At 33.9% G+C, this 21150-nt stretch carries 21 protein-coding genes; 11 read left to right on the forward strand and 10 right to left on the reverse strand.

From position 1 onward, the window contains the following. Nucleotides 1–137 precede the first annotated feature (137 nt). Nucleotides 138–593 (reverse strand): pantetheine-phosphate adenylyltransferase, encoded by a 456-nt coding sequence (gene coaD, locus CLV33_RS15550; protein WP_105474668.1) that lies wholly within the window; start codon nucleotides 591–593, stop codon nucleotides 138–140. 75 nt (nucleotides 594–668) lie between these two features. After that, nucleotides 669–1676 carry a D-alanine--D-alanine ligase gene (locus tag CLV33_RS15555; protein ID WP_105474669.1) on the reverse strand — a complete coding sequence of 336 codons (1008 nt, stop codon included), beginning with the start codon at nucleotides 1674–1676 and terminating at the stop codon, nucleotides 669–671. A 130-nt stretch (nucleotides 1677–1806) separates the two neighbouring features. Between CLV33_RS15555 and CLV33_RS15560 the strand changes: the two genes are divergently transcribed. From CLV33_RS15560 to CLV33_RS15575, 4 genes are all read left to right on the forward strand, one after another. Continuing rightward, nucleotides 1807–2361 carry a PASTA domain-containing protein gene (locus tag CLV33_RS15560; protein ID WP_105474670.1) on the forward strand — a complete coding sequence of 185 codons (555 nt, stop codon included), beginning with the start codon at nucleotides 1807–1809 and terminating at the stop codon, nucleotides 2359–2361. Nucleotides 2362–2386: 25 nt separating this feature from the next. Further along, a complete protein-coding gene (locus CLV33_RS15565) occupies nucleotides 2387–3421 on the forward strand; it encodes an RluA family pseudouridine synthase (RefSeq protein WP_105474671.1) in 1035 nt (344 codons plus the stop codon). A gap of 95 nt (nucleotides 3422–3516) precedes the next feature. Continuing rightward, nucleotides 3517–4080: a hypothetical protein gene (locus CLV33_RS15570; protein ID WP_105474672.1), complete on the forward strand. Its 564-nt coding sequence runs from the start codon at nucleotides 3517–3519 to the stop codon at nucleotides 4078–4080. Between the two features lie 200 nt (nucleotides 4081–4280). After that, the gene (locus CLV33_RS15575; protein ID WP_105474673.1) at nucleotides 4281–5636 is read left to right on the forward strand and encodes a UDP-N-acetylmuramate--L-alanine ligase; all 1356 of its coding nucleotides are present in this window, start codon (nucleotides 4281–4283) and stop codon (nucleotides 5634–5636) included. A gap of 6 nt (nucleotides 5637–5642) precedes the next feature. On the opposite strand, the gene CLV33_RS15580 is transcribed toward CLV33_RS15575, so the two are convergent. From CLV33_RS15580 to CLV33_RS15595, 4 genes are all read right to left on the reverse strand, one after another. Further along, nucleotides 5643–6467: an O-methyltransferase gene (locus tag CLV33_RS15580; RefSeq protein ID WP_105474674.1), complete on the reverse strand. Its 825-nt coding sequence runs from the start codon at nucleotides 6465–6467 to the stop codon at nucleotides 5643–5645. Between the two features lie 147 nt (nucleotides 6468–6614). Further along, nucleotides 6615–8432 (reverse strand): long-chain-acyl-CoA synthetase, encoded by a 1818-nt coding sequence (locus CLV33_RS15585; RefSeq protein ID WP_105474675.1) that lies wholly within the window; start codon nucleotides 8430–8432, stop codon nucleotides 6615–6617. 107 nt (nucleotides 8433–8539) lie between these two features. After that, nucleotides 8540–9175, reverse strand: coding sequence for an MOSC domain-containing protein (locus CLV33_RS15590; protein WP_105474676.1), 636 nt, complete (start codon nucleotides 9173–9175; stop codon nucleotides 8540–8542). 157 nt (nucleotides 9176–9332) lie between these two features. Then, nucleotides 9333–10220 (reverse strand): dienelactone hydrolase family protein, encoded by an 888-nt coding sequence (locus tag CLV33_RS15595; protein ID WP_105474677.1) that lies wholly within the window; start codon nucleotides 10218–10220, stop codon nucleotides 9333–9335. A 49-nt stretch (nucleotides 10221–10269) separates the two neighbouring features. Here CLV33_RS15595 and radC point away from each other — a divergent pair, with 49 nt between their 5' ends. Genes radC through CLV33_RS15625 form a run of 6 tightly spaced genes read left to right on the forward strand, consistent with a single transcriptional unit; the run spans nucleotide 10270 to nucleotide 15844 of the window. Then, entirely contained in the window at nucleotides 10270–10968 is a 699-nt protein-coding gene (gene radC, locus CLV33_RS15600; RefSeq protein WP_105474678.1) for a RadC family protein, read from the forward strand. Nucleotides 10969–10998: 30 nt separating this feature from the next. After that, entirely contained in the window at nucleotides 10999–12303 is a 1305-nt protein-coding gene (locus tag CLV33_RS15605) for a polysaccharide deacetylase family protein (protein ID WP_105474701.1), read from the forward strand. After that, nucleotides 12290–12982 (forward strand): YjjG family noncanonical pyrimidine nucleotidase, encoded by a 693-nt coding sequence (locus CLV33_RS15610; protein WP_105474679.1) that lies wholly within the window; start codon nucleotides 12290–12292, stop codon nucleotides 12980–12982. The genes CLV33_RS15605 and CLV33_RS15610 overlap by 14 nt, the downstream gene beginning before the upstream one ends. 36 nt (nucleotides 12983–13018) lie before the next feature. Continuing rightward, a complete protein-coding gene (locus CLV33_RS15615) occupies nucleotides 13019–13573 on the forward strand; it encodes a hypothetical protein (protein ID WP_105474680.1) in 555 nt (184 codons plus the stop codon). Nucleotides 13574–13578: 5 nt separating this feature from the next. Then, complete coding sequence (locus CLV33_RS15620) at nucleotides 13579–14991, forward strand: DUF5723 family protein (RefSeq protein WP_244906446.1); 1413 nt, start codon at nucleotides 13579–13581, stop codon at nucleotides 14989–14991. After that, entirely contained in the window at nucleotides 14981–15844 is an 864-nt protein-coding gene (locus tag CLV33_RS15625) for a hypothetical protein (protein WP_105474682.1), read from the forward strand. Before CLV33_RS15620 ends, CLV33_RS15625 begins: the two co-directional genes overlap by 11 nt. A 13-nt stretch (nucleotides 15845–15857) precedes the next feature. Here the strand turns inward: CLV33_RS15625 and CLV33_RS15630 are convergent, their stop codons facing one another. Further along, a complete protein-coding gene (locus tag CLV33_RS15630; RefSeq protein ID WP_105474702.1) occupies nucleotides 15858–17135 on the reverse strand; it encodes a replication-associated recombination protein A in 1278 nt (425 codons plus the stop codon). A gap of 192 nt (nucleotides 17136–17327) precedes the next feature. Between CLV33_RS15630 and CLV33_RS15635 the strand changes: the two genes are divergently transcribed. Then, a complete protein-coding gene (locus tag CLV33_RS15635; RefSeq protein ID WP_105474703.1) occupies nucleotides 17328–18053 on the forward strand; it encodes a rhomboid family intramembrane serine protease in 726 nt (241 codons plus the stop codon). 4 nt (nucleotides 18054–18057) lie between these two features. Here the strand turns inward: CLV33_RS15635 and rlmB are convergent, their stop codons facing one another. From rlmB to CLV33_RS15650, 3 genes are all read right to left on the reverse strand, one after another. After that, complete coding sequence (gene rlmB / locus CLV33_RS15640; protein WP_105474683.1) at nucleotides 18058–18792, reverse strand: 23S rRNA (guanosine(2251)-2'-O)-methyltransferase RlmB; 735 nt, start codon at nucleotides 18790–18792, stop codon at nucleotides 18058–18060. Nucleotides 18793–18859: 67 nt separating this feature from the next. Continuing rightward, on the reverse strand, nucleotides 18860–19582 hold the full coding sequence (locus CLV33_RS15645) for a DUF1735 domain-containing protein (RefSeq protein ID WP_105474684.1): 723 nt from the start codon (nucleotides 19580–19582) through the stop codon (nucleotides 18860–18862). Between the two features lie 42 nt (nucleotides 19583–19624). Then, entirely contained in the window at nucleotides 19625–21136 is a 1512-nt protein-coding gene (locus CLV33_RS15650; RefSeq protein ID WP_105474685.1) for a RagB/SusD family nutrient uptake outer membrane protein, read from the reverse strand. Between the last annotated feature and the right edge of the window lie 14 nt (nucleotides 21137–21150).

The raw sequence follows: 21150 nt of genomic DNA on the forward strand, positions 1-21150 counted from the left end.
GCCAACGTTATTTTTAACAGAAAGTGATTTGTTTTTTTGGGAGATTCTTGTAAAATTGTTACGAATATGTGTCGTTTTTAATGACTTATATTCGACGCTAAACGAAGTCGGTGGAATTTTTTTTACAAAACCAAGAGTTACTTAACCCTCACACTCTCAGGAACCAATTTCGTGTAATCTCCATTGTTCTTAATTACATCCCGTACAATTGAAGATGCAATGTATGAGGTTTGGGCAGAGGTAAGTAGAAATATGGTTTCTATAGGAGCTAAATCTCTATTGGTATGTGCAATGGCTTTTTCAAATTCAAAATCGGCAGGATTTCTTAGGCCTCTTAAAATAAACTCAACATTGTTCCTTAAACAAAAATCCACGGTTAAACCCTCGTAGGTTACTACTTTTACCTTTGGTTCGTCTTTAAAGGCATCTACAATAAACTGTTTGCGTTCTTCAAGAGAAAACATGTACTTTTTGGATGAGTTTACGCCTATAGCAACGATAATTTCATCAAAAAGTGTAACACCTCGTTTAATAATGTCGTAATGGCCTAAAGTTAATGGATCAAAAGACCCTGGGAAAATTGCGCGTTTCATAAAAAGTCTCTCTTAATCTCCCAAAAGGGAGAAGCTGTTGTGTGTAAATATACGAATCTTTGTTTAGGATTTGGGTTACTCTACTTTATGGGAGCTAAGGGAGGCTTTTAGGCTTTCCTGTATGGCATTATCAAATAAATCGGCGAGTGAAATACCAGCTACTGCTGCTTGTTGGGGCAAAATACTTTCTTTGGTTAGTCCTGGTACTGTGTTTATTTCTAACAAATAAGGGTCACCATCTTTAAAAATAAACTCACTTCTAGAAAACCCTGTCATTCTTAAAACTTCATATACCTTTTTTGCTAAAATATTTACGTTTTCTTCTTGTTCTGGGGTTAATCTTGCTGGAGTAATTTCTTGAGATTTTCCTAAATATTTAGCCTCATAATCAAAAAAATCGTTTTCAGAAACTATTTCGGTTATAGGTAATACAGTAGTGTTGCCTTTATAAGTAATAACACCAACTGAAACTTCGGTGCCATTTAAAAACGATTCTATTATAATTTCATCATCTTCTTTAAAGGCTACAGCTATCGCCGCTTGTAAATCTTCTTTTTTGTGTACTTTAGTAACGCCAAAACTACTACCGGCTTTATTGGCTTTAACAAAACAAGGCAAGCCTACTTTGGTTACAATAGCGTTTTCGTCTACAATATCGCCTAAATTCAAATAATAAGATGTTGCGGTTTTAATACCATAAGGTTTTAAAATACTTAAGCAATCACGTTTATTAAAGGTCACTGCAGCTTGGTACATGCCGCAACTTGTGTGTGGTATTTTAAGTAACTCAAAATACCCTTGCATGTACCCATCTTCTCCAGGAGAACCATGAATGGCATTAAACACACAATCGAAAGTAATTTTATAACCATCAATGTTTATAGAGAAATCGTTTTTATCAATTGGTAACTCTAAATCGTCATCATCAACATAAACCCATTTGTCTTTAAAAATGTGAATACGGTATGGGTTATATTTTTTTCGGTCTAAAGTTTCATAAACCACATTGCCGCTGGTTAACGAAATTTTGTATTCGCTTGAATAGCCTCCCATAATTATGGCTATGTTCTTTTTTTCTATCATAAAACTATTTGATGTTCATCTAAATACGGCAATAAATCGTATTTAATATAGTTAAGCTAAAATATCATATAAATCGCAAAACAAAAAACAGTTCTGTTTTTATATATTTGCCTAATCGAAAAATCTGCAAATGAGTGTCTTTAAGTTTTTAATAAGTAAAACATTTTTAAAACAACTGGTATTGGCCATAGTAGCCATTCTGGTTTTGTGTTTTTTAATGTTAACATGGTTAAAATCTACTACCAATCATGGTGAGTTTGAAACGGTTCCGGAATTAAAAGGCAAATCTATAAGTGTTGCAGAAATGGAGTTAAATGAAAATAATTTGGTAATGCAAATACAGGATTCGGCAAATTTTAATCCAGATTACCCTAAGTTTTCCGTAATAGAACAAGAACCAGCAGCAGGAACAAAAGTAAAAGAAGACCGTAAAATATATTTAACGTTAAACCCATCGGGCTATAGAAAAGTTGAGGTTCCAGATTTAAGGGAACGTACTTTTAGGCAAGCCGAACCAAATTTAGAGGCTCTAGGTTTTAAGGTAGGAAATATTACCTACGTAGACAATCTTGGGAAAGATATTGTGCTACAATTAAAATATAAAGGAAAAACCATAAACCCTGGAGAAAAACTGCCAAAAACATCTAAAATAGATTTGGTTTTAGGTAACGGAAACCGCCCATAGCATTAGCCTAAACTAATGCCAAATTATGCAAGACAACGCGCCACAATTACCCGAAGAAGATAACCTGCACGAACATTATACGTTTACCGTAGATAAGGGGCAAGCACCTTTACGTATCGATAAATATTTAATGAACTATATTGAAAGTATTACGCGCAGTAAAATTCAAAATGCAGCAAAGAGCGAAGGTATTTTGGTAAATAATACTCCTGTAAAATCTAACTATAAAGTAAGGCCCAACGACCATATAAGGGTAATGTTTGCACACCCAACCTACGAAGCGCTTTTAGTAGGTGAAGATATGCCTTTAGATATTGTTTATGAGGATAAAGAGCTGTTGGTAGTAAATAAACCGGCAGGTTTGGTAGTACATCCAGGACATGGTAATTATTCAGGAACGTTAATTAATGGTCTTATTCATCGCTTTGATAATCTGCCAAATAATTCTAGCGAACGCCCAGGTTTGGTTCATCGTATAGATAAGGATACTAGTGGTTTGTTGGTTGTAGCAAAAACAGAGCAGGCCATGTCTCACCTTTCGTTACAATTTGCCGAAAAAACCAGCGAACGCGAATATGTTGCTATTGTTTGGGGAAATGTAGAAGACGATGAGGGCACTATTGAGGGGAATATTGGGCGTCATCCCAAAAACCGACTTCAAAACACCGTATACCTCGATGATGAAGCCAATAAGGGCAAACCAGCCGTAACGCACTATAAGGTTATAGAACGTTTAGGATACGTAACCTTGGTATCGTGTAAGTTAGAAACAGGGCGTACACACCAAATACGTGTACATATGAAACACATTGGGCATACTTTGTTTAACGATGCTCGCTATGGAGGTGATGCTATTTTAAAAGGCACCACTTTTACAAAATATAAGCAGTTTGTAGAGAATTGTTTTAAAGTATTGCCAAGGCAAGCCTTACATGCTAAAACTTTAGGCTTTACCCACCCTAAAACTAACGAGTTTATGCGTTTTGAAACTCCAATACCTGACGATATGGTAAAGTGTATTGAAAAATGGAGAAACTACACGAAACATCAAGATTTATAAAGTTTAATTTAGTTAGCTTTAATAGAAAAACTTTAAAATTATAATGTGTTTAACTTTTAATGCCATGTATACGTAGCATCCAAATTAATATCCAAATGAAAAAGTATTTATTGTTCTTATGCTTTTGTGGGTTATCCTTAATTGGTAAGTCGCAAAATGAGAGTGTAGAAAAGTCCACTTATGGCGCCCAAGCAGGTGTGCTAGGTATATGGGCGCATAGAGAGATAAAGTTATCTAATAAAATAGCATTACGGACTGAAATTGGAATGGATGCAGGATTCTGGGGAGGAAGCTTTTATCCAAAAAATGGATATTTAATAACGCCAGTAATTACATTAGAACCAAGATGGTATTATAATTTAGACAAACGTATAGCTAAATCAAAAAATATTTCTGGGAATAGCGGAAACTTTTTGACATTGCAAACAAGTTACCACCCCAATTGGTTCGTTATTTCTAATTATGATAATGTAGAAGTGGCTGATCAAATTTCAATAATTCCAACATGGGGAATAAAAAGAAATATTGGGAGTCATTTTACCTATGAAACAGGAATTGGTTTAGGTTTTAGATACATTTTCGCAAAAAGTGTTGGGTATTTGTCTAACGAGGGAGAAGCTGCTATGAATTTACACTTACGTATTGGTTACAGGTTTTAACCATAATTTTTTTCAAAAAAAGCGTTTTAAGTATTAGCCCAGAAATTATTAATGCATTTTTGCTATTAGAGTCTTCAAGAATTTTTTAAGTGGTGAATATTATGTTTTTAGTTCTAGTAATTCCTTCAAATAAAAATAGGATTTACTAACTTTTAAACTTTATACTTTGAACTTTAAATATAGAAGTAGATATTTGCTACATGAATGTACATTTTATAGCTATAGGTGGTGCCGCAATGCACAATTTAGCACTCGCACTGCATAACAAAGGATACATAGTTACAGGAAGCGACGATACCATTTTCGAACCTTCAAAATCAAGATTAGCAGCTCAAGGATTGTTGCCCGAAGCTTTTGGGTGGTATCCAGAAAAAATCTCAAAAAATCTAGATGCTATTGTTTTGGGCATGCATGCTAAAGCCGACAATCCAGAGCTACTGAAGGCTCAGGAACTAGGACTTAAAATTTACAGCTATCCAGAGTTTTTGTACGAACAATCTAAACACAAAACCAGAGTGGTAATTGGTGGTAGCCATGGAAAAACAACCATAACATCTATGATTTTGCATGTAATGCATTATCACGACAAGGATGTAGATTATATGGTTGGCGCTCAATTAGAGGGGTTTGATGTTATGGTAAAACTTACCAAAGACAACGATTTTATAGTATTAGAAGGCGATGAGTATTTAAGTTCGCCTATAGATCGCCGTCCAAAATTTCACCTCTATAAACCTAATATTGCATTGTTAAGCGGTATTGCTTGGGACCATATTAACGTGTTTCCAACCTATGAGAATTATGTAGAGCAGTTTAGCATTTTTGTAGATTCTATAGTAAACGGTGGAAGCATTAACTACAATGAAGAAGATTTAGAAGTGAAACGTGTTGTTGAAGCATCCGAAAATACCATTAGAAAAATACCTTATCAAACACCAGTATATACTGTTGAAAACGGACAAACTTTTTTAGAAACTCCCGAAGGCGATCTGCCAATTGAAGTTTTTGGAAAACACAACCTAAATAACTTAGCAGGGGCAAAATGGATTTGTCAGCACATGGGCATTGACGAAGATGATTTTTATGAGGCCATTGCTACTTTTAAAGGGGCTAGTAAACGCCTAGAGAAAATTGCAGAAAGTAAAATAAGTGTTGCCTATAAAGACTTTGCCCATTCACCAAGTAAAGTAGAAGCCACCACTAATGCCGTAAAGGAGCAATACCAAGATAGAACCTTAATAGCTTGTTTAGAGTTGCACACTTATAGTAGTTTAAATGCCAAATTTTTAAAGGAGTACAAAGGCGCTTTAGATGCAGCCGATGTTGCTGTGGTATTTTATTCGCCCCATGCTGTTGAAATTAAGAAACTAGAAGAAGTTACCCACGAGCAAATTGCTGAAGCTTTTCAACGCGACGATTTAATTATTTACACCAATTCAGACGATTTTAAAAACTTTCTCTTTTCGCAAAACTTTAATGGAAAAACATTACTATTAATGAGCTCTGGTAACTATGGTGGTTTAGATTTTGATGACGTAAAGGGCTTGATAACTTAATATTTTTTAATAACTAAGGTGTAGCTCAAAATGCTTTTTATCTAAAGTTTCGTTTTTATCTATTACTACCAAACCTTGTTCGTATAAATCTATAGAGAAATTAACGTCGTTGTCATTAATAATAATCTGCCACGCTTCTTTCATCTCATTGCTCCAGTAAATATCATCAAAAACAAATAATGCTGGAGAACTAATTTTAGATTTTAATGTATTAAAATACTCAAGTGTTGGTGTTTTTTTATGGTTACCATCTATAAATAATAGATTAAAGGCAGTATTCTTATTCATAACCTTTGGAAACGTATCATCGTATAAGCCCTCTACAACCTCAAAATTAGAATCATGGCTTATAGTTCCAAATTTTTGGGAGGCTATTTCGCAAAGTTTAGGCAAGCCTTCTATAGTTACAAAATATCCATCTTTAGCGTTTATAGCTTCTAAAATATAAGCCCCGGAAACCCCAAGATTTGTACCTATTTCTAAAACTTTTGGGTTATTAATGTGTTTTGCAATCATATACAAAAATTCACACCATTTAGCTTTAGAAGCTGCTTTTTTGCATATATCGCTTACAAGCGCAGTTTGGTTTAATGAGAAAATTTCATAAGTAACCACTCTAGAGTCTTTTAAAAGATTGTTTCTATAGTTTTCGCATCTTGAAAAAGCATTTAGATCTTCTTTTGTGTAAGATTTATTTTTTACAGCTTTAAAAGCTGAAACTATGTGTTTTAGGGTTTGGTTATCTATTGCTGAAATGCTTTTTAAAGTACTATTTTGATATAACCTTCTCTCTAAAATTAATCTATGTTTGGCGATTTTTTTTGAAATCATAAATTTAAGTTACCACAAACATTATGGGGTGTTATCCTCACAAAAGTAGTTAGAAATAACGATAAGATTTTAGGATTGTTTAAATAAGATTAGGGTTAACCCCAACTTAAAGCATTTATTGACACGCATATTACTACAGTTTTCCATCTAAAAAACAAAAGTACCTGTATTTATTTCCTTCAGCAGGTTTTTGTCTATTTGTACATATGTACTGTTTTTTGGAAGTAACACGTATACGGTATCATCGCAATTAAAGCCTTCTTTTTTTAATTCAAACTTTTTTATTTTATGTGTATGTGTAAAATCTATTGCATCCTTAATTCTTATAAAAATGGGGACCGCATATTTTGGGAGTGTTTTAAAGAGATGAGCAGCAATGGTATCTATATCAAAATGAGCATCTGTTCGCCTTACTAAGGTTACCATACCTGCTCTACCATCGTTATTTGGGATTTGCACACCATAAGCGGCGCAAATTTCAACACATTTTAAATTACCAACAATACTTTCAATTTCAGCGGTAGCTACATTTTCACCTTTCCATCTAAAGGTATCGCCAATTCTATCTATAAACCGTGCATGCTTATAGCCAATATCCTGAAGTAAATCGCCACTGTTAAACCAAATGTCGCCAGTTTTAAACACATGGCGTAGTATTTTGTCTTCGTTCTTTTTATTGTTTACGTACCCGTCAAATACCGATTTGTCGCTTATTTCAGAAATTAATAAACCCGTTTCGCCTTTTTTTACAGGAATTAAAAACCCATTAGCATCCTTAATTGGCATATCGTTTTCTACGTCGTACTTTATAATTTTAAAATTTTGGGGAGACCATCCAATGGTACAATCAAAATTAAACGTGTTGGTAAATCCAACATTACCATCGGCAGCACCATAAAATTCAAAAATGTTTTTAATGTTAAAACGTTCTTTAAATTGGTGCCAAATATCTGGCCGCAGGCCATTGCCCATAATTTTTTTAATACTGTGGTTTTTGTCTAAAGATGTTTCTGGGGCATTTAGCAAATAGCGGCACAATTCCCCAATATAAATAAATGCCGTAACATGGTATTTTTTAACATCTTCCCAGAAATGGGTAACAGAAAATTTTCTTCGCATTACCATAGTGCAAGGTGCGGCAAGAGCTGTAGGCCAGCCAACAATTAGTGCATTGGTATGGTAAAAAGGTAGCGGTACGTACATTACGTCCTTACTGCCAAGATTCATATTTACCTTACCGAACCAATAATATGTAGACAGCCACTTTCGGTGTGTTTGTCGCGATGCTTTGGGGAGTCCTGTGGTGCCCGATGTAAAAACGTAGGCATAAACTTGGTGCGATTTTATGTTTTGGGTCGTTATTGGGTTTTCTGTAGTTATATGCTCCAAATCGGTTTTAAGTGCGGTATAGTTTTGTGGGCAATCTGTTTTTTGTTGATCGCTAACCCAATAATATTTGTGCGACAAACTTCCAGAAAGCGAGTGTTTAACCTCTTCAAAAAAAGACACCAATTCTTCACCTATAAAAAAGTGATTGGATTTGGCAAGTTCCATAGAATGGATTAAAACCTTTCCTTTCTGATTAGGGTTTATAAGCGAAATAACAGCGCCAATTTTAGCACATGCAGTAATTAAAAACAAGAGTTCTGGTCTGTTTTCAATGTAAGCAATAACCGTTTCTCCATTTTTAATACCCTTTTGAAGTAAATAATTTGCGTACTTGTTTACGGTTTGATTAAATTCTGAATAGGTATAACTTTCATCTTCAAATTTTAAAGCAGTGGTAGTTCCGTAGTGTTGGGCATTGTGTTCTATAATCTTACCGATGGACTGGTAACTATCTGGAGCAATGTCCTTTGCCAGTTTTATGTTTTTTAACATTCTAGGAAATTGGGGCGTTAGCCTAAGCACCTTTACTACCAAACTAAGGGGATTCAAATTTTTATGTTGAAGATTATCAGACATTTATTTTGGAGTTTTATTGTAGATTTTTTGATCAAATTTTGAGATATGCCATCATTTAAGAGTGATAAATCTTTAGACTTAAAAGAAAGTAGTTAAAAAAATTTAAACTAAATGATAAACCCTTTTAGTTTATCCCGTTTTTGCTGAGGTAAAACCTCTAAATCTACTGCTATTTTCAATAAGTCTTGATTTTTGATTTTTGCAAATATCAAATTGTATAATTGCGCCACACTTAAACTTTTTTTTGGGCGTTCCACAAGTTTTACATTATCGTTGTTACTCACCAAACCTTTTTCTAAAACCTTAACGTAGGTTCCTGGATATCCATAGTCTACAAACTGTTTTATAATCTTTTGGGATTCAAATTTCACACCAAATTTAAAACACGGTTCTCTTGGTTGTGTAACTTGTACCAAAGCTTCGCCAATTTTGTAAATATCTCCTACCATAATTTGGGTGTCGTTCATATCTTTTATGGTAAGGTTTTCTCCAAACATACCCCAACTCCATTTTAAATGAGGGTACATTTTTTTCCAGTACGGGTAATGATCTGCTGAAAACATATAACACGCCTTATAAGTGCCGCCATGTACTTTTTTATCAGCAACATAATCATTTATAATACCATTTTTACCCAAGAAAATAGCTTTTGCTACAGGCGTTTTAAATATACCAGTGCTTACTTGGGTATTGTGCCATAAAATAGTTTTTGGTTTAGAAATATTGGTAGATTGTACTAGCATTAGGTATGAGGAATTAAGTTTACTAAAAGCAGCATAGTTTTATGGAATTTAAATATAGCCATACATATTCATCTGTATAAATCTATTTTTAAAGCCTTATTTTTTGTGCAAAAGCAATGTAAATTATTCTTATTATTGAGAGCTTTCCGGTAGTGTGTTACTTTAATTTATCATTAAAAAAATCAATAGTACGTTTCCAGGATAAGGTAGCGGCTTTTTCATCATATCTAGGTGTTGTGTTATTGTGAAAACCATGGTTAACGCCTTCATAGAAATAGGCTGTATATGCTACATTGTTTGCTTTTAAACTTGCTTCATAAGCTGGCCAACCTGCATTAACACGTTTATCAAGTTCTGCAAACTGTAATAGCAAAGGTGCTTTAATTTTGGCTGTTTCTTCAGCAGATGGTTGTCCGCCGTAAAACGGTACAGCAGCTTTTAAGGTTGGAATTTTTACAGCCATCATATTAGAAATCCATCCGCCAAAACAAAACCCAACAACACCAATGTGGCCATTACAATTTTTATGGTTTTTTAAATACTCAAATGCAGCAATAAAATCTTCAAGCATGTCTTGTTTATCTCGTTTACGTTGTAGAGCGCGCCCTTCGTCATCATTTCCAGGATAGCCGCCAAGTGGTGTTAACGCATCGGGAGCTAATGATATAAACCCTTCAAGGGCAGTGCGTCTGCCTACATCCTCTATATACGGGTTTAAGCCTCGGTTTTCGTGCACAACTATTACACCTGGCAATTTGCCTTTGGCATCTTTAGGTTTAGATAATAATCCTTTTATAGTACCTCCGCCTTTGGGCGAATTATAGGTAATGTATTTTGAGTCTAACCGCTTATCGTTTACTGCTACAACAAGGTTGTCTTTATAATTTGGTGTGATAAAACTGAGGAGTGAAGATACTGTAATGCCACCAATGGCATAAAGGGATAATTTTTCAACAAATTTGCGTCGATCAATTTTATTATGGGCGTAATCGTCATACAAATCAAAAACATCTTGATTTATATCCTCTTTTTTTAAAGGCTTCATATACTAGGTTTTTATTGTTTCTCTAAATTACAATATTTATCTTTAGTGCGTGACAGAAAAAAAGACTTCATTTTCAATAAAAAATTGGAATCAAGACGACCAACCTCGTGAAAAGTTATTGTACAAAGGCAAATCTGCGTTAAGCGACGCAGAATTGGTTGCTATTTTAATAGGTTCGGGCAATAGGGAAGAAAGTGCCGTGGCTTTATGCAAACGTATTTTAGCAAGTGTAGATAATAATTTAAGCGAACTAGGAAAACTTAGCATTAAACAACTTATGGCGTTTAAAGGTATTGGGGAAGCTAAGGCAATAACCATTGCAGCTGCTCTAGAATTAGGAAGGCGTCGTAGAGGAGAAGAGGCCTTAGAAAAGAAAAGAATAACCTCTAGTGCATCGGTATTCGAATTAATGCAACCAGTTATTGGAGAGTTGGAGCATGAAGAATTTTGGATTGTTTATTTGAATAATTCCAATAAAGTCATTCAAAAAAATCAATTAAGTAAAGGTGGTATTACAGGAACTTTGGTTGATGTGCGTTTGGTGTTAAAAACTGCTTTAGAAACTGGGGCTACAGCATTAATTTTAGCACATAATCACCCATCGGGAACTTTAAAACCAAGTGAGGCTGATAAACAAATAACCCAAAAATTAAAAAGTGCCGCATTAAGTTTAGATATTAAAGTTTTAGATCATTTAATAATTACAGAAAAAGCCTATTTTAGTTTTGCTGATGAAGCATTATTATAACAGAAGATTATTTTTTTGAAAACAGAAAAAATGTTACTAGTATATACCCACAAAATATCACCAAGATTAAAATATGTATTTAAGCACATATGTACGCGTGTTTTGGGTATTAAGGTAGAGTTTACAACTAAAATTGAAGAGTTTATAGCGCACGATAGCTTAAAAATGTCGTACACTAAGCAGCATTTAGGAAATGAGTTTTTTATAAAAAGTAACGATATATTGTTTGAGCAGGGACTGTCGGATATTGAAATAAACGTACAAAAATGGGAAAATACTAAATGCTTTTTTTTTAATGGTGATAAAAGCGCCATACCATTTGATATTTTTGCAGCTTCCTTTTATATGTTATCACGTTATGAGGAGTATTTACCTCAACGAAAAGACGAATATGGTAGGTTTTTAGCCACCGAAAGTTTAGCTTACAACCACGGCTTTTTACAACAACCTGTTGTAGATATTTGGGCATATAAATTTAAAGTAGCAATACAAAAACAGTTTCCAGATTTTAAATTTCCAAAGCGCGAATACCGTATAAAACCAATAATAGATGTACCAAGCCCCTATAATTATAAATTAAAAGGGGTAATGCGTTCTCTAGGAGGGACGCTTAAGGATTTTTTTAGATTTAGGTTTAAGAGTTTATACAATAGGTATGCTGTACTTTTTGGTTTTAAACACGACCCTTTCGATACTTTTAAGTATATTATTAACAAACAGAAGCAAAGTAAATTTAAGTTTTTGGTATTCTTTTTTGTAGGTTCGTATTCTACCTTCGACAAAGGTATAAATATTAACAAACGAAAATATGTATCGCTTATAAAGCATGTGGCAGATTATTGCGAGGTAGGTTTAAAAGCATCATATTTCTCGGTAAAAGATGTGGTGCTCTTAAAAAAAGAAAAGCGCCAAATGGAAGATGTTATAAATACATCCTTAAAAGCGTCAAGATTTTCGTTTTCAAAATTAAGCTTACCAGAATCGTATCGCAATTTAGTACAGTTAGAAATAAATGAAGATTATACCATGGGTTACATTGATTATATAGGATTTAGAGCTGGTTCCTGCACCCCTTTTTTGTTTTATGATTTAGATTATGAAGTGCAAACACCACTAAAAGTTTGTCCGTTTCATTTAATGGATTCCGTATTATTAAAAACAACATCCATGTTAGATAAAAAGAAAGTACTTAATACTATTATAGAAGAAATAAAGCGTGTAAATGGAGAATTTGTACCAATATTTCATAATTATACATTTAGTAATACTGCCAGATGGAATGGGTTTAAAGAATTGTTTAACAATATTTTAGCCTCAACAAATGAAGAAGCTTAACGGGATTACAGATGTTTTTTTTGATTTAGACCATACGCTATGGGATTTCGAAAAAAATTCTGCACTAACTTTTGATAGAATATTTAAACTAAACGGGATACCCGTAGAATTAAATGAATTTTTAAAGCATTATACTCCTATTAATTTCCTGTATTGGAAACTATACAGAGAAGAACGAATAAAAAAAGAAGCATTGCGCTTTTCTAGGTTAAATGATACGTTTAAAGCCTTAAAACTATCAGTTGAAGAGCGTGTAATTCATCAGCTCTCAGAAGATTACATTAAACACTTATCTGCTTTTAATTTCTTAATGGAAGATGCCACAAGTATATTAAAATATCTTCAGTCTCATTACAAATTACATATAATTACCAATGGTTTTAATGAGGTTCAGTATAGAAAAATGGATACATCTAATATCATTCATTTTTTTGAAACCATTACTAACTCTGAGATAGCAGGCGTAAAGAAACCAAATCCTAAAATATTTAATTTTGCATTGAATTTGGCCAAAGCTAAACCAGAGCAAAGTATAATGATAGGCGATAGTATGGAGGCCGATGTAGAAGGTGCCCTAAATATAGGGATGGATGCTATTTTCTTCAACCCTAATAACGCAAGTTTTAACGGTGGTATAAAAGGAGTTTCTAAATTAATTGAACTAAAAATGTACTTGTAAAACAATACCATTGCTAAACCAAACGTTTTCAATTTGATGATAAAAAATAAAATTGTTATAACTACTTTTTTAGGGGTGCTCTTGCTAAATTATTTTAGTTGTACTAAGCCCGTAGATTTTAATCAGGCCAATACTTTAGTTTTAGAACCTGTTGTAGAATCTAGTTTAATTTTTTATGAAGCATCAGCTAAAGATTTTTTTCTTGGTGGCTCCGAAGAGAGTGTAGCTGAGGATTTTATAGAGATAGATTTTTTTAACAATAGTTTTGTACAAGATAACCTTGTAAAAGCAGAGTTTGTTTTTAATATTGAAAACTCCATTAACCGTGGCTACCAACTTCACATAAGCTTTTTAGATAATGCTAACCAATTGTTAGAACGTTTTACAGTAAATACAAGTGCCTCGGCAAATAATAACATTATAAAAACTACCCATACCGAAGTTTTCGAGGGCGAAACGCTTCAGCGTATAAAACGTTCAAGAATACTTGTTTTTACGCTCGTAATGCTTCCTGGTGAAGCTATTAATGCAGACACTCCAGGAGAAATAAGTGTGCAATCCAAAGGTATCTTTTCTTTAAACATTAATTAACGATTTTGAAGAAACTTCCCTTTATTTTAATACTAACACTAAGCTTTTGTTTCTCACAAAACAAACAATTGCTTTATGGGTTTTCTGAAATACCACAAGCTTTGCTATTAAATCCTGGGGGAAAGGTTGAAAATAAAGGCTATTTTGGCATTCCCTTTCTGTCACAGATTCATTTAAATGGAGGGTCTTCAGAAATTTCTATTTATGATATTTTTGCTGAGGATGGTAGAGATTTTAATGTAAAATTACGAGATGCAGTACAACAATTGCAACCAAATGATTTTTTAACAGCTACACAACAATTAGAACTGTTTTCTGGTGGTTTTGCATTCGGGCCTTCTTATAATAAAAATAAGTATTTAAGTTTTGGGCTTTACCAAGAGTTTGATTTTGTTGGTTATTTTCCCAAAGATTATGCTGTTTTGGCCTTAGAAGGTAATCAATCTAATATCGGAAAGCCTTTTAAATTAGACCATCTAAATTTAAACGCCGACATACTCTCTGTACTGCATGTAGGTTATAATGAAAAAGTGAATGGTAAATTTACCTATGGTGTACGCGGAAAAATATATTCAAGTATTTTTAATGTAAATTCAACTAAAAATAAAGGTACATTTACTACCGTTAACGGTGACAATAATATATATGAACATATTTTTAATTTAGATTTAGCAGTAAGAACTTCTGGTATATCAAGTCTCATAAACGATGATAATGATGATTTTAGTGAAGATATTAAAACACTACAAAAGCGTGTATTATTTGGCCAAAACTTAGGTTTAGGTTTCGATATAGGTTTTACCTATCAAATAAATAAACAATGGTATGTAGACGGTAGTTTGTTGGATATTGGTTTTATACATCACTCTAAAGATATTGAAAACTATGAGCTAAAAGACGATTTTACTTTTGAAGGGATAGATCCACTTTTTCCAGAATCGAACGAAGGGCAGTCTGCTAATGATTATTGGAGTGAACTAGAAGAAGATTTTGAAGACCTTTTTGAAATAGACACAACGCAAACACAATATACCGTTTGGAGACCTGTAAAATTAAATGCCTCTTTAAATTATGCGTTCGGTAAAAAAAAGTTAAAAGATTGCGACTGTTTGGCAGAAGATGGTGGTTTTTTAAACAGGGTAGGTGCACAACTATACGCGGTAAAAAGACCAAAAGGCCTACAGGCTGCTTTAACGGCGTATTATTACAGACGTATTCTTAAAGGTTTAAGCGCCAAGGCAACCTACACCATAGATCCGTACTCTTTTAGTAATATTGGATTAGGCGTATCTGCAAATATTTTGGGCTTAAATATATACCTTATGGCCGATAATTTTTTGTCTTATCAAAACATATATGATGCACAAAATGTATCTTTACAATTAGGACTTAATTATATTTTTAAAAATGAAAACTAAAGTATTTATCTCTATTATCGCTTTTTTTATAATTTCAAGCGTATTTGCGCAAACCAATCTTAATAATTACAAATACGTAATTGTACCAAATAAATTCGATTTTCTAAATGAAGAAAACCAATATCGCTTAAACGAGCTAACTCAGTTCTTGTTTAATAAATATGGGTTTACCGCTTTAATGGAAGGCAGCGAATATCCAGAGGATTTAATAAAAGATAGGTGCTTAGCTTTACGTACACACGTTATGAAAGATTCTGGTATGTTTAAAACAAAGTTAAAAGTTGTATTAAAAGATTGTAACGATAGAGTAGTATTTACCTCTAAGGAAGGAGAAAGTAGAGAAAAAGAATTTGACGTGGCATACAACAGGTCGTTAAGAGATGCCTTTACTTCTTTTGAAGCTTTAAATTATAATTACACGCCAAAACCTTCAAAACTGGCAGTAACCAAAAGTTTGTCAGATAATAAAACAGATGCAAAGGTTTTGGAAGAAGTAAAAAAACTTAAAGAAGAGCTACAAACGCTTAAAGAACAAAAAGCAATTACAGCAGCTAACGAAGAAACCAAAATGGCAAAAGCTATAGTAACCGAAGCAGAACAAAAGGTTGTTTCTACAAAAAGTACTGCAATAAAAGTGGTTAACGGTATTTTGTATGCTCAGGAAATTACTAATGGTTATCAATTGGTAGATAGCACTCCAAAAGTAGTATTCAGAATTAAAAAAACCGGACTTAAAAATGTGTTTTTAGTGGAAGGGGAGAGCGCCATTATCTACAAACAAGATAATGTTTGGATACTAGAAGAATATGTAAATGATGAGTTGAGTAAAAAAGAACTAAATCTAAAATTTTAATATGAAACACTGCCTAATAGCCATATTTATCTTTCCAACGTTTTTTTAAAAAATCCCGTTGGGCATTTTCCCTAGCATTATTACCCGGTTCATACAGTTTTGTGTTTTTTACATCTTCTGGTAAAAACTCTTGGTTTGCAAAGTTGTTATCGTAGTTATGCGCATATTTGTAATTCTCCCCATACCCCAATTCTTTCATTAGTTTTGTTGGTGCATTTCTAATTTCTAGAGGAACCGATAAATCGCCTGTTTCCTTAACCAATTGCTGTGCGGCGCCTATAGCTTTATAGGCAGCATTACTTTTAGGAGAACACGCTAAATAGGTAGCACATTGGCTTAAAATGATTCTAGATTCTGGAAAACCTATAGTAGATACTGCCTGAAATGTATTATTTGCAATTACCAAAGCCGTAGGATTAGCATTTCCAATATCTTCACTAGCAGAAATTAAAAGCCTGCGTGCAATAAACTTAACATCCTCACCACCTTCAATCATACGTGCCAGCCAATATACGGCTGCATTTGGGTCGCTACCACGTATAGATTTTATAAAGGCAGAAATAATATCATAATGTTGCTCTCCAGTTTTATCATATCTAACCGTATTGTTCTGTACCTTATCTAACACATAGCTATTGGTAATAATAATTTTATCAGCATCACTAGAATTTACAATTAATTCAAAAATATTAAGCAATTTTCTAGCATCTCCACCAGAAAGCCTTAATAAGGCGTCCGTTTCCTCAAGTTTAATATGTTTTTGGGAGATAATCTCATCATTTTCAATGGCGCGATGTAAGAGTGTCTCTAAATCTTGTTTAGAAAAAGCATTTAAAATATATACCTGACATCGAGACAATAATGCAGGAATCACCTCAAAACTCGGATTTTCAGTAGTAGCACCAATTAAAGTAATCCAACCTTTTTCTACAGCCTGAAGTAAAGAATCTTGTTGCGATTTACTAAACCTATGTATTTCATCAATAAATAAAATAGGATTCTTAGTAGTAAACAAACCCCCACTTTGTTTTGCTTTTTCAATAACGTCCCTTATGTCTTTTACACCAGAATTTATAGCACTTAAAGTGTAAAAGGGTCTTTTGGAATCTGTGGCAATTATATTTGCCAGGGTTGTTTTGCCAGTTCCTGGTGGCCCCCAAAAAATCATAGACGCAATCAGTCCATGCTTTAGTTGTTGTGTTAAAGCACCGTTTTTGCCAACCAAGTGTGTTTGGCTCACATAATCTGTCAAATTTTTAGGGCGTAATCGTTCCGCTAAAGGCGTATTCACATTCATAACTGTAAAATTAAGCGAATTTATTTAAGTTTTGGGCGTGCCCCCGATAAAAATCGGGGTCGGGCTTTCGGCAGTCGCTTCCCGCAAAAAGCGGGAGAGCTTCAACAAATACCTCAATCCCTCACGCAGCTATCTGCCATTTTAGCATTACTATCAATGTGGTTAATTATTTGCTATATTCACTATGTGAAACAAAGGCAACATTTTCAATATTCTACAGGAGTTATAGTGTATCCGGTATTATTTATTTTAATACTTTGGATTGTATTCTGGTTTGAAGTACGTTTTGGATTTAAATTCTCAAAATTTGGAATATATCCACAAACATTATCGGGACTAAAAGGCGTTGTTTTAAGTCCGTTCATACATGGCGATATTCAGCATTTATATCATAATACAATACCACTTTTTGTGCTCTCCATGGCACTGTTTTACTTCTACAGGCCAATAGCTTGGAAGGTATTAATTTGGGGTGTTTTATTTTCAGGATTTTTAACCTGGTGTATCGGTAGACCTTCTTATCATATAGGTGCCAGCGGATTAATTTATGTTTTGGTAAGCTTTACCTTTTTTAAAGGCGTTTTTGCAAAACATTACAGGCTTATTGCTCTCTCTTTACTTGTTGTATTTCTTTATGGAAGTATGATTTGGTATACCTTACCAATAGAAGAAGGCATTTCATGGGAAGGCCATTTATCAGGCTTAATAACAGGTTTACTTTTTGCCCTGTTTTTTAGAAAGCAAATCGCAAAACCAAAAAAATATAGTTGGGAACAAGACGATTATAACGAGGAGGACGATCCTTTTTTAAAGCACTTTGATGAGGACGGAAATTTTATTGAGCACATAGAACCAGAACCCCATCAAGAAGATTTTAAAATAAATTACACCTACAAAAAACGTGAAGAATAGGGGTTTAAGAGCGTTGTCGTACAACTTCATACAAAAATGCGCCACAAGCTACAGAAACATTTAAGGATTCTATATCACCCAATAAAGGCAGTTTAGCCTTTTCATCAACTACTTTTAAAGTAGAAGGGTTGATGCCTTTGCCTTCAGATCCCATAATAATAGCACATGGCTCTTTGAAGGAAATATTATAAAGTGTATTTTCTGTTTTTTCAGTTGCAGCAATAACTTTTATTCCTGAAGCCTGCATATAAAACACGGCATCTTTAATATGGTCAACCTTACAAATAGGAACTTTAAAAACGGCTCCAGCACTTGTTTTAATGGTATCACCATTTACAGGTGCGCCACCTTTCTTCTGAATAATTATACCGTCTACACCAGTACATTCTGCGGTTCTAATAATAGCTCCAAAATTGCGGACATCGCTAAGTTGATCTAAAAGTAAAAAAAGAGGCGTTTTGCCCGATTCAATAACATTCATCACTAAATCTTCCAAATCATAAAAGGCAATAGGAGAAATTTGTGCTACAGCACCTTGATGATTTTTCTTAGTTAATCTATTTAGCTTTTCAACAGGAACATAAGAAGAGTTTATTGAGTTTTTTCTTAGCAGAGTCTCTAATTCTGAAAACAGTTCACCGTGAAGTCCTTTTTGTAAAAAGACTTTATCAATGGTCTCTCCAGAGTTTATAGCTTCAATAATAGCTCTTATACCGAATATTTGGGTTTGGTTTTGCATCATAAAAAAATAGATTGCCAATTTAGGCAATCTATTTTTAATTTATTTAAAAAAGTTATTATGCTTTTTAATTAGTGTTGAATTCGGTAGATTCACTTGAACCAAAATCTCCACCACCACTAGCTTTAACACTACCTCCAATGGTTAAAGTATATGTACCATTATTAGGAAAACTTAGCCCATCTCCATAAGCGTCGGTAATAGTAAATGTATAGTCTCTACCTCCACAAAGTGTAATTGTCTCAGAAGCGCTTACTTGTCCGTCAGCATAGTTGCCACCTGAAGCAACCACACCATCTAAGGCATCTGTAATTTCCCATCCAGTTTCACTTCCATAGCCGTCAAATACAATATCAAGAGTAGCTGTTACTTCCTCACAATTTTGAATATAACCTAAAGTAGTAGATTCTCCTGTAAAGTACCCTTCGCTATTAGCAAAATTAATTACTAAGTTATTTACACCAATACCTAAATTAGTATCGGTTAAAGCAATTGTTAGCATAGCTTCATTAGCACCAGCAGGAATAGTTACTGAACTTGGTACAGTATAAGAACCCGCGGCAGCATTAGAGCTTTCGTCTACAGTTATATTATAAGTTCTATCAGAAGAACTCAAATTCGTAGTGTAAACCGGAATGTCAAAACTAGTACTACCTCCAACATCTACTCCAGTAGAATATTGAGAAGCTCCAAAAGTTACATATTCAACTTCCTCAACAATGGATTCATCACAGCTTTGAAAGCATGCAACTAAGGTTAATATTAAAATATTATAAACTATTTTTTTCATAAATATTAATTTTATTTGGTTGTTATTAATACCAACAACATATTAGTCGTTTTGCGTAGAGATAAATGGATTGTTTTGTATCTCAAGTTGAGGTATTTCAAATTGCATTCTTTCATCGTTATATGGAATCGGAACTCCAACGAATGATAAATGATTATCTCCTCTAACTGTTGTTGCCTTGTTACGTTTCATAGCTAAGTAACTTTTACCTTCACCCCACAGTTCAATACGTGTTTGTAGATAAATTTCATTTTGTAATTGGGTACCGCTTAAGCCATCTACATATGCAGTACTAGGTAATCTGTTTGCTAGTAACGCTTTTAAGCTAGTTCTAGCGGCAGCGTCGTTACCAATTCTTGCGTTTGCCTCAGCATTTAATAAGTAAGCTTCTTCTACACGCATGTATACATAGTCTGCAGTAACTGTTTGCGATGAACCTCCAATTTGGTTTGATGCAAAGAACTTAAACAAAGGCTGTAAGTTTCTACCACTTGCAGGGTTATCTAAGAATTGTGCTTTTCTTGCATCGTCAGATGGAATAGCATCGAATAAAGACTTATCGATAGCTTTGTAATCTCCAGCCCAAGCATAGCTGTAAGAAAAAGCATCTACTTGTCCCCACCAAGATACTAAGTCTAAGCCATTGTTTGCGGTAATGTCTATACCCCACATCCAACTTGGGTCGTTTACATCACTGAAACCAGTTGTTGTAACATCACTCATTGGCATTATTGAATAGTTTCCAGAGTTAATAACTTCTTGAGTTAACGAAGCTACCTCAACATCATTGCCGCCTTTTGCACCTAATACATAGGCTAAGAGCATTTTAGCAATATCTTGGTTAATTTCGTTTTTAGCACTTCTGTTAAAACCGTTTAATAAATTAATTGCGTCACGTAAATCGCTTTCCATTAGGTCGTAAATTTCACTAGCAGGAGATTTTGGTACGTTTGTATTGATAGGTGTATCATATAAAGGTAAAATCTCTTCTGATGGTTTATATTCCTTTTGGAAATACTGCGTTAAATAAAAATATGAATGTGCACGCATTGCTTTGGCTTGCCCCATAGCATATTGACTGTCTGCATTATCAGGAACTGCATCGTTACCGCCCAAACTTTGAATTACAGTGTTGGCTGATCTTAATATTCTAAAATAGTATCTCCATACCATTCTGTTTCGTCCTCTAGCAAAATCTAAAGGTGCTTGAAATTCAGTAATATCAGATCGGTACCAGCCATAAGTACTAACGCTTAAAGCCATGTCTCCACAAAGCATATCGCCATAAATATCATAACCTTTTTGTCCAAAGTCATCATGATTCAAGTTTGTTCCACCAGTACCAGTTTGAATCATTTGTGAGTAAATACCACCAACGAAAGCTGCTGGTATTTCTAGGTTAGTTTTAGAACCTTCCGTTAATTGCTCAGCTGTAATAAATTGCGTAGGTTGACTAGTTCCAGACACACCACTGTTGTCTAGTAAATCATCCGCACAACTGCTGACACTAAGTGCCACAACAGTTGCAAATGTAATTTTCAATAAATTTTTCATAATCATTTTTTTTT

It is taken from the genome of Jejuia pallidilutea (assembly GCF_002973595.1).
Classification (GTDB): Bacteria; Bacteroidota; Bacteroidia; order Flavobacteriales; family Flavobacteriaceae; genus Jejuia; species Jejuia pallidilutea.

What these genes read in the sequence shown, in the direction of transcription:
- coaD (WP_105474668.1), bottom strand. Translation starts at nt 593, where the DNA reads ATGAAACGCGCAATTTTCCCAGGGTCTTTTGATCCATTAACTTTAGGC.
- CLV33_RS15555 (WP_105474669.1), bottom strand. Translation starts at nt 1,676, where the DNA reads ATGATAGAAAAAAAGAACATAGCCATAATTATGGGAGGCTATTCAAGC.
- CLV33_RS15560 (WP_105474670.1), top strand. Translation starts at nt 1,807, where the DNA reads ATGAGTGTCTTTAAGTTTTTAATAAGTAAAACATTTTTAAAACAACTG.
- CLV33_RS15565 (WP_105474671.1), top strand. Translation starts at nt 2,387, where the DNA reads ATGCAAGACAACGCGCCACAATTACCCGAAGAAGATAACCTGCACGAA.
- CLV33_RS15570 (WP_105474672.1), top strand. Translation starts at nt 3,517, where the DNA reads ATGAAAAAGTATTTATTGTTCTTATGCTTTTGTGGGTTATCCTTAATT.
- CLV33_RS15575 (WP_105474673.1), top strand. Translation starts at nt 4,281, where the DNA reads ATGAATGTACATTTTATAGCTATAGGTGGTGCCGCAATGCACAATTTA.
- CLV33_RS15580 (WP_105474674.1), bottom strand. Translation starts at nt 6,467, where the DNA reads ATGATTTCAAAAAAAATCGCCAAACATAGATTAATTTTAGAGAGAAGG.
- CLV33_RS15585 (WP_105474675.1), bottom strand. Translation starts at nt 8,432, where the DNA reads ATGTCTGATAATCTTCAACATAAAAATTTGAATCCCCTTAGTTTGGTA.
- CLV33_RS15590 (WP_105474676.1), bottom strand. Translation starts at nt 9,175, where the DNA reads ATGCTAGTACAATCTACCAATATTTCTAAACCAAAAACTATTTTATGG.
- CLV33_RS15595 (WP_105474677.1), bottom strand. Translation starts at nt 10,220, where the DNA reads ATGAAGCCTTTAAAAAAAGAGGATATAAATCAAGATGTTTTTGATTTG.
- CLV33_RS15605 (WP_105474701.1), top strand. Translation starts at nt 10,999, where the DNA reads ATGTTACTAGTATATACCCACAAAATATCACCAAGATTAAAATATGTA.
- CLV33_RS15610 (WP_105474679.1), top strand. Translation starts at nt 12,290, where the DNA reads ATGAAGAAGCTTAACGGGATTACAGATGTTTTTTTTGATTTAGACCAT.
- CLV33_RS15615 (WP_105474680.1), top strand. Translation starts at nt 13,019, where the DNA reads ATGATAAAAAATAAAATTGTTATAACTACTTTTTTAGGGGTGCTCTTG.
- CLV33_RS15625 (WP_105474682.1), top strand. Translation starts at nt 14,981, where the DNA reads ATGAAAACTAAAGTATTTATCTCTATTATCGCTTTTTTTATAATTTCA.
- rlmB (WP_105474683.1), bottom strand. Translation starts at nt 18,792, where the DNA reads ATGCAAAACCAAACCCAAATATTCGGTATAAGAGCTATTATTGAAGCT.
- CLV33_RS15645 (WP_105474684.1), bottom strand. Translation starts at nt 19,582, where the DNA reads ATGAAAAAAATAGTTTATAATATTTTAATATTAACCTTAGTTGCATGC.
- CLV33_RS15650 (WP_105474685.1), bottom strand. Translation starts at nt 21,136, where the DNA reads ATGAAAAATTTATTGAAAATTACATTTGCAACTGTTGTGGCACTTAGT.